This window comes from Bacillus sp. LL01 (genome assembly GCF_001037965.1).
In genome coordinates this window covers 1-8,176 of sequence record NZ_LFEL01000064.1, presented here as the reverse complement: position 1 = coordinate 8,176, position 8,176 = coordinate 1, and the positions used below count along the sequence as shown (strand labels likewise).

Annotated in this window: 11 protein-coding genes; all 11 read right to left on the bottom strand. The window is 41.0% G+C overall.

Features of this window, described 5'->3' with window-relative positions; translation table 11 throughout:
* Positions 1-292: 292 nt before the first annotated feature.
* On the bottom strand, positions 293-2,143 hold the full coding sequence (gene fliD / locus AB685_RS24075; RefSeq protein ID WP_047973117.1) for a flagellar filament capping protein FliD: 1,851 nt from the start codon (positions 2,141-2,143) through the stop codon (positions 293-295).
* Positions 2,144-2,216: 73 nt separating this feature from the next.
* Positions 2,217-2,459, bottom strand: coding sequence for a hypothetical protein (locus AB685_RS24070; protein ID WP_047973116.1), 243 nt, complete (start codon positions 2,457-2,459; stop codon positions 2,217-2,219).
* A gap of 42 nt (positions 2,460-2,501) precedes the next feature.
* On the bottom strand, positions 2,502-2,702 hold the full coding sequence (locus tag AB685_RS24065) for a YjfB family protein (protein WP_047973115.1): 201 nt from the start codon (positions 2,700-2,702) through the stop codon (positions 2,502-2,504).
* 20 nt (positions 2,703-2,722) lie between these two features.
* A complete protein-coding gene (locus AB685_RS24060; protein WP_047973114.1) occupies positions 2,723-3,091 on the bottom strand; it encodes a hypothetical protein in 369 nt (122 codons plus the stop codon).
* Positions 3,092-3,216: 125 nt separating this feature from the next.
* Positions 3,217-3,951, bottom strand: a complete 735-nt coding sequence (locus tag AB685_RS24055) for a hypothetical protein (protein ID WP_047973113.1) — start codon at positions 3,949-3,951, stop codon at positions 3,217-3,219.
* Between the two features lie 153 nt (positions 3,952-4,104).
* Positions 4,105-5,076 carry a flagellin gene (locus AB685_RS24050; RefSeq protein WP_047973112.1) on the bottom strand — a complete coding sequence of 324 codons (972 nt, stop codon included), beginning with the start codon at positions 5,074-5,076 and terminating at the stop codon, positions 4,105-4,107.
* A 236-nt stretch (positions 5,077-5,312) separates the two neighbouring features.
* Positions 5,313-5,936 carry a LuxR C-terminal-related transcriptional regulator gene (locus tag AB685_RS24045; protein WP_047973111.1) on the bottom strand — a complete coding sequence of 208 codons (624 nt, stop codon included), beginning with the start codon at positions 5,934-5,936 and terminating at the stop codon, positions 5,313-5,315.
* Positions 5,937-6,111: 175 nt separating this feature from the next.
* Positions 6,112-6,336 carry a carbon storage regulator CsrA gene (gene csrA, locus AB685_RS24040; protein WP_047973110.1) on the bottom strand — a complete coding sequence of 75 codons (225 nt, stop codon included), beginning with the start codon at positions 6,334-6,336 and terminating at the stop codon, positions 6,112-6,114.
* Positions 6,337-6,780 (bottom strand): flagellar assembly protein FliW, encoded by a 444-nt coding sequence (gene fliW, locus AB685_RS24035; protein WP_047973118.1) that lies wholly within the window; start codon positions 6,778-6,780, stop codon positions 6,337-6,339. It abuts the gene before it with no gap.
* A gap of 529 nt (positions 6,781-7,309) precedes the next feature.
* Positions 7,310-7,891 (bottom strand): DUF6470 family protein, encoded by a 582-nt coding sequence (locus AB685_RS24030; protein WP_047973109.1) that lies wholly within the window; start codon positions 7,889-7,891, stop codon positions 7,310-7,312.
* 24 nt (positions 7,892-7,915) lie between these two features.
* Positions 7,916-8,176, bottom strand: a 261-nt coding sequence (locus AB685_RS24025) for a flagellin (protein WP_047973108.1), incomplete at its 5' end; no start/stop codon positions are given.

Sequence of the window (8,176 nt, the reverse complement as noted above, 5' to 3'; positions counted from 1 at the left end):
AAAGCCCTTCTTCCCTTGACCGTGATTAACTCCGCATCACCCGGGCCTGCTCCCACAAAATAAACGATTCCTTTTTTCAAGTCGCTCACCTCTCTTATGGCTTTTACTATAAATGATCTTTGTGTCGAATTGGTCATAAATGTCAGGATATCTAACATGGAAATTATTAGTTCTTTTTAGGATAAATAAGCTATCCCTTTTCTATCAAGGCTTATAGGTCATCTATTTATACCCACCCGGGATACCAATTTTCCACAGCAAAAAAGCCCTGTCAAAAGACAGAGCTCTACGTTTATTGACCACCATATAATTGTGCAAATAACGATTCAGCTTGAGAATTCGCTTGGTGCATCGCTTTTTCCATCGCTGTAAATTGACGCCAGTAACGATCTTCGACTTGCTGAAGGCGACGTTCAAAGTTTGAAATACGGTCATTAATCGATTCAATTTGCCGACCTAACGTGAACTGATGGTTGGCCACTTTACCACCCATTCCCCCGGCACGCGTTGAAATATTATCAATGCCACTCGTTAATGTTTCACGCATCCGACGAATGATCCCTTTTTCACTCGCGGTATCTCCATTGGAATTAAAAATCGCCGCCACACCTGCAGGATCAGCTTCAATCGCTTGGCGCATGCGATCCTCATTAATTTCAAGCTTACCGCGCTCGTTAAAGTCTCGTGAGGTTGTAATCCCGATTGCTGATAATTGATTATAATCAGACCCTAAATTATTCGAGACCATTCCGTAAATATCAGAACGCATACGATCCATCACGCTCTGGATCATTTGATCATTACGCAGCATTCCGCTTTGCGCACGCTCATCCCAACGCTCCGCTTCTTTCTCAGAAATCGCTTCACGCTCTTCATCGGTCAACGGCTTATAATCACGATAACGTTCTTCGGTTAACTTTCCATTAACAAAGTCTAGAAGTTCGTTGTACTGATCAACAAACCCTTTGATTGTATCGAACACTTTATCTGTATCGGTACTAACATTGAGAGAAACTTGCTCGGCACCAGTCGTTGTCCCTTTTAACGTAATCGTCACACCATCAATCGTGAACGTGTTCGTCTGACGTTCGGTCTTCATGCCATTGATTGTAAACTCGGCATTCTGAGCTACTTGACGGTTTTCACTTGTTTCATCAAGCTTGAGCGCATTTGTAAAAAACGCTCCCTCAAACTTCATCTCAGCACCGTTTTCTTCTTTWTTGTTAATTCCCGTTTCTTTTCTCGTCATCGACACTTGATCCCCATGCGAGTCATAAAAGGCACTAACCCCGACTTTCGATCGGTTAATCTGTTGAAACACTTGGCTGAGCGTATCTGTTCCTTTAATCACGAAGGTGTCTTTGATTTCCTTTCCATCACGATCAAACGTCGTAATCGAAGAGGTCGTATACACATCACTCTCTCCACCCTCTTGGATGTAGGTAACAGACACTTGCGCACCACTTGGAACCGTGACGCCATCTGCAAACGTCAGCTTCCCACCATTGCCATCTTGCTCAACCAGCACTTCATTCGCAGCTAACGCTCTCGTTCCGTCTCCCTCTATTTGGAGATCCTCTGCCGTTACGGTTTTGTACTCTTTTCCATTTACTTTGACAACCGTGTCCTCAGCGGCTTTCAGATTATCAACACCAGCGGCAAAAGAAACCGTGTTTGTAGCAGAACTCACACGTACGATTTGCGTTTTCGCCACTCCAGATTTCCAGCCCTCATCTGTAAGGCCATTAAATTGTTGATCCTTCAATGCTTGGTTCGTCTGAATTTTCGACTCCCCCGAAATCGCACCCGTACTATAATTGGACTCCGCACGCGCAAGCTTATTAACCTCGGTTAAACGAAGCGACACATTTCCAGCACTCGAACTCGCCGTAGCAGATACTAAGCTACTATTTGAACTCGTCACTTGTTTCGCACTCAAATTTTGACTCGTTAAAATAAATTGGTCGACCATTTTATTACGGAACTCATTGAACTTCAAGTTCACTTCGCGGTAAGCATCCATCTGCCACTCGACAACTTGACGCTGCTTGACCATATTATCAACCGGCATACGCTCTGCCCGCATTAGATCCCGCACGATTTGCTCGGTATCCATTCCCGAGGCTAAACCACCCATTCTCATCTATACTTCACTCCCTAACCCTGCACATTGTTACTTGTTATATCGGTTATGTACGTACACTTGTTAAGTATCTTTAATGGACCATTTGCGGTGCGAGTTTCTTTTGAAGCTCCACCACTTCTACTTGCAATAAATGAAAGCGCTCATTCATCGCTTCTTTTTCAAAAGAAGAAAGCTCATCACGAAGAATTTCCTCAGCAATCACCTTCATCTCGATCAATTTCACTTCGATTTCCTCTAACAAACGAGCTCGATGTTTCCCCTGTTCTAGTTGCTGTTTAAGAAACTCGATTTGCTCTTGTATCTCCTTTTCCACAGCTCTTCCCCCTTAAAAAAAGAGCAACCACCGAGGTTACTCCTACCATTTCACATCAATGCTACTGCCAAGATGAGGTTGCGCAGCATGTTGAATCGCCGCCGCATCCGCTGAACTCATCAATTTCTGAAGAGCCTCGCCCTGCTGCTCAGCATTCCCCATCGCTTTTTTCATCACAGCCATCGACGCTTGCTGCTGAATCTGCCCTTGGTTCATTGCCATTGAAAGAAGTGCGATATCCATGTTTAAAACCTCCTATCAAATTACGAAACTAAATAGGTAGAAAATGCGTTAGTAAACTGTGCTTCTGTTTTCTTCAGCGCCGGAATAAGCCCAAACTGTAAAAGCTCCTTACTATGAGCAAACTCCTTTTTCTCAAAAGCCGACACTACCAACTCTAAACTCTCACGCACTTTCACTAGCTGTCCTTGAACATCTTCCTGTTCAAGCTCTACTAAAACAGGCGCAACCGAACGTTCCACTGCGGCATAGGCTTTCATGACATCYTCAAATAGAATAATAGACTGTTCGAATTTACCCTCCTTGAGAAGCACTTGCATGTGGGTTGTACCTTCGATCATTGTACTTGTTAGGTCGATTACTTGAACCATTATGTCGCGGTATTTTTGCATGGTATCACTCTATTCTATTACTAATTGTTACTAGTAGTATCGGTCAATTAAATAATAGATTTAGTCCAAAACGTCCAAAGACAACATCAAGCAATTTACTTATGGAGGTACAAGGAACTATGATCTTATCTACTTCTTCTATCGCTGAGTAAATATCCTTCATTACTTTTTTCTACTGTATAGACCCATTGGAATATGTGATACTCTTCGCCCCCACCACTCTCAATGACAACTTCTTCATAGGTACCAACTTCAAATTGAATCTCACTTAGTTGATGAATAAATTCAATATTATAAAAGGATAAATACTCAGCAAAACCCTTTTCAAATAAAGCTTTCTGGGAAAAGTAGAAGTCACTATATGGCAATAGATAAGGTTCTAAGATTAAAAAATCATCATTTTCCATCGCATTGGTGAAAACATGTTTATAGTTTACGAACGTATTATAAACATTCTGCTCATCGATTGGGGCAAGCTCATATGTATTTGTATGAATAGCAGGTGAAGGGTTGTCTTCTTGATTTAGGGTCACTATGTTTCTTTGCTGTTCCTCGACTACCTTTTGAAATGCCTCCTCCTCCTCAGCCTGAATATTCTCTTTGATTCTTCTTTCCATCTGCTCATTCTCTCTTTCTTGACTCTTAGACATTTCTTGTCGCTCCCAATAATTCTCTTCTGTAAAAGTCATTAACGCAACTCCAACAATCATAACGAGGATCATTCCTCCAGTTGCTTTTAAGTACATGACATGAGATCGATTGATAAAATAAGCAATAATTGCTACAAAACCAATAAGCAATGTCCCTCCAAGCCCAATAAACCACAAGCCTGCACCGATAAATAGAATAATTGTTGACATGTGAGATTCTCCCTTTATGTTGCAATAGTCACCTTTAATAAAATTTCAATGTATAAAAAGAGGCCCTAGCATAACTAGAGCCTCCTTCATTCYATCTATGGTTTTGTGGTTTGCCTAACCAACTTTCTGCCAACCAACTAACCAACCAATCTATTACCCTAATAACTGAAGAACTGCTTGTGGAGCTTGGTTAGCTTGTGCAAGCATTGCTTGAGAAGCTTGAGAAAGAATGTTATTCTTCGTCATTTCCATCACTTCACGAGCCATGTCTACGTCACGGATACGTGATTCAGCAGCTTGTAGGTTTTCAGAAGAAGTATTTAGGTTATTGATAGTGTGCTCTAAACGGTTTTGATTTGCACCAAGCTCAGAACGTTGAGCAGAAACCGCTTCAATTGCATTGTTGATAACTTTAATCGATGCAGCCGCTTCAGCATGATTCGCAACACTTAAAGATGCTCCTGTTGCAGTTGAATTTGTTCCATCCGTAACTGCTTCTGATGCGGCAAACATAGCATCATCAACATCTTCAGTTGTCCCATTAAGTGCTGTAATAGAAGCTCCCGCTACATTAGCTTCTGTGCCTTCACCACCCTGTAATCCTAAAGAAACTGCATCCATCTTTTGAATGCTGATAGTCATAGATTGACCTTGGTTTGCGCCAACTTGGAAAGTTGCAGTGAAAGATGTTCCTGCGTCTTCTGTACCATCGCCTTTCAGTACACTTTGAGTGTTAAACTCAGTTGTGTTAGAAATACGGTTAATTTCAGAAGTTAATTGATTCATCTCTTTTTGAATTTCATTACGATCAACATCTACATTCGTATCATTCGCTGCTTGAGTAGCTAGCTCACGCATACGTTGAAGGATACTGTGGGTTTCTTGAAGAGCACCTTCAGCAGTTTGAATCATAGAAATTCCGTCTTGAGAGTTACGGCTTGCTTGGTCTAAACCTTTTACTTGWGCACGCATCTTCTCAGAGATCGCTAAACCAGCAGCGTCATCTCCTGCACGGTTGATACGAAGACCTGATGCTAGCTTTTCCATTGAGTTTGCTGCTGCACCTTGGTTAGTACCCATTTGACGGTACGTGTTTAAAGCTGAAATATTATTGTTAATAATCATTATAAAATTCCTCCTTGAATGTGTTCCGCCCACGTCCTTGTGGTTGGATGTTGTATTTGAGCCGTAGGACTTCGTTATCGGCCGCTAACTAGGTCCTCGTGCTTACAACTTTTATATCGGTTGGTTTGATAGATGTTTCAATAGTTTTTGTAACTTTTTTTTCGATTGTTTTTGTCTAGGCGGTGACATTTGGATTTTGCTAGACAAAAGCGCCTGATCCTCCGACCAGGCGTTCCTTACATTCCTCTATTCTTTTTGACGAAATAGGTAATGATTTCGACTTTTGAGCTTACATTGAGCTTTCGTTTAATTTTGACAATATTGTTGTTGATTGTATGTATGGAGTTGTAGGTGAGCTCGGCGATTTGCTCGGCTGTCTTCCCTCTTAGCAAATGACATATAATGTCTTTTTCCGTCTGGTTAAACTGGGTATACCCTTCAAGACAGACGGTTAAATCTGTTGATTTAGGTGGTTTTGTATGTTTTGCTACTGTTTGGAGGATCTCCTTTTGAAATGGTAGATCTAAGTAAGGGTAGTGCTTGAGTGCTGCGTGAACCGATTGTTTAAATTGTTCATTTTCAATTGCGATGATACTTGCTTGTTCATAATTTAGTATTTCTTTTGCTAGTCTTTGATTTTGTTTGCTTATAACCCATATATACTTCCTACATTGACTGCTATACTTCTTAGAATCTTGTTTTAATCGTTTGAATACATCATCAACCTCTTCTATTTGATCGATGACATAAAAACTTAGTTCGGATTGATTCGGTTCCTCGACGTCTTCTTTAATTTTTGGCGGCAAGGAAGTATCAGTCGTAATAAAGGTGATGGATTCTTTCGTTGTTGATGCAGACATATGCTCCTCCCTCTTTTTTTGACTCTTTCTTCTTATTCGTTAATTATATTCGACATCCTTGTCAAATTTTGTACTTTTTTCTTAGATTTACGAAATAAATACCAAGTCTTAGGTTATAGGATCTATAAAAATTAAAAAATCTCCCATTTATATGAGAGATTCTCTATTACTCTTATTATCCTTTATGAATAAATCCTCGTAATCCATCCAATGAAACTTCTTTTACTGCTTCGTTATTTTCCCGTTGAATCGCTAAGTAGACTTCTTTTCGATGAATCTCGATGTTTTTTGGGGCGTCGATGCCGATTTTGATTTGATCTCCGTCGACTGAAAGGATTTTTATTTCAATGTCATCGCCAATTTGAATCGCTTCTTTTAGCTTACGTGTAAGGACGAGCATCTATACCTCTCCTTTCACGGGTTGCTTAAAGATGGTGTGCTTTGTTTCATACTCACTGTTGCTTAAGAGAAGTTGCTTTCCTTTTTGCTTGGTTGCGTTGATGATTATTGGTGCTTGAAGGTTGGCCGTTGTTTCTTGGAACGGTTCGTGCACCGTCAGCATGATAAAGGTGGCCACTTCTTCTTCTGAGGTAATCTCTAGTTGCTCAATCGTCGCATCTGGTAGCTTCACTTGATAGCCTGGAACAAACTGAAACGGATTAATGACGATGAAAGCTACCTCGGTTGTAATTGTTGATTGGAGTACATAGAATGGCGTTCCCTCTTCAAAAGGAAGAAGCACGAAGGTTTGCTCACTCTCAAAGGCGGGAATTCCTTTTTCAAAATGGATGATTCTCTCTTTTTCTACTTCCATTGTACCTGTATATTTCGTTTCAATTTTCACCATTTCTCACACCTTTTGTCGATTTCTTTCCCTTAGTTTAGCATGATTTCTATCTTTCTCGAGCAAAGCCTACAAACCTTAACAAAATAAATTAAAATTCTTTCAAAATAAGGAGGGAATTTACAAATTTCCATAGAATATTTCAATATACCTAAGAAAATAGTTCTAGTCCCTTAGGTTGTCCTTTCCCCATGCGACTGATTTCTTATCTGGGCCTCCAGATGAGTCGTCTACCTCTTCGCTTCTATTACTCCCTACATATCTTCCCTTTTCTTATGCAAATCCTTATGAAAACATCTTAAGCCTAACCTGCCACTAGATTCATTTGTGTGTTACATGGCATTCTTCTCTTTTTTTCATAGCATTTAACTTGAACTGTAGGTCGATGAGTTTGGAGTGGATAGGTGTGAAGTGGGAAACGTCGCCCCCATTTACAGGCGCGGAGATTTTATTCGAGATTCCATGACGTGGATAAGGGATTCAAGCCTGAGAAAAGGTTGCAACTCCGCGTTGCAACCTTTTCTGTTCCTTATAGCCCGCGGTTAATTGATGCCCCGACCGCTTGAAAGGATATACTATTTTTTTGACGAAGATAGGTATCGGTTTGCCATTTGGGCATATGGATATCTGGCTCTCTTCTATTAATCGTAATATCAGCAACATGTCTCGGGACATTAAAGCTGATTTGACTTGGTTGAAAATGAATCTTTGTCTGGTCCACAGAACGAGGCATGTTTACGACGTGCAGTTGCGGTTGTGACTTCGTACTATTTTGCTTCGCAATTCGAGAAAATGCCCCGCCGTATCCATGCTCAATTCTCATCATCTGATCGCCTTCTTGACGCTTCTTGGCAATATGCTCAGACACTTGCGAGCTTGCAGAGGCATAGAACTCTTTTGCAAGCCGTAATCCTGACTTCAAATTGGCATCGGCAAATGCTTCTGTTTGATCAATCGATAGCTTAGGATACGTCGTGTTGATCTCAATCACGTCTTTTTTATGATTGATTTGCATACCTGCTTGATGCTGCTTGATGCGAAGCGTTCCTCGTTCTGTTTGTTGAGCCGTTTGGGCGCGGGTAGATCTAATTTCAAGAGAAGCTAGCTTCATCCGACTCACTCCCTATTCATACGTTTAACGAAGGAAATCGAGTAGTGACGGCTGAATCACTCTTGCTCCTACTGCCATCGCCGCACGGTGCACGCTCTCTTGCGTTTGCAGATCGATAATCACTTTTTCCATGTCTGCATCTTCATTTTCAGAGAGGATTCGTTTGGCGATGATCTCTTGTTCGAGCACTCGATTTTCGATCATTTCCACGCGGTTGATTCTCGCTCCTAGATTCGCTCGTTCGGTTAAGACATTATTAATGTGAACATCAAGCTTATCAAGGTA

Bases quoted from the DNA above. Each gene is read 5' to 3' on its own strand.
- AB685_RS24065 (WP_047973115.1), bottom strand. From the start codon at position 2,702: ATGGATATCGCACTTCTTTCAATGGCAATGAACCAAGGGCAGATTCAG.
- AB685_RS24055 (WP_047973113.1), bottom strand. From the start codon at position 3,951: ATGTCAACAATTATTCTATTTATCGGTGCAGGCTTGTGGTTTATTGGG.
- AB685_RS24045 (WP_047973111.1), bottom strand. From the start codon at position 5,936: ATGTCTGCATCAACAACGAAAGAATCCATCACCTTTATTACGACTGAT.
- csrA (WP_047973110.1), bottom strand. From the start codon at position 6,336: ATGCTCGTCCTTACACGTAAGCTAAAAGAAGCGATTCAAATTGGCGAT.
- AB685_RS24030 (WP_047973109.1), bottom strand. From the start codon at position 7,891: ATGAAGCTAGCTTCTCTTGAAATTAGATCTACCCGCGCCCAAACGGCT.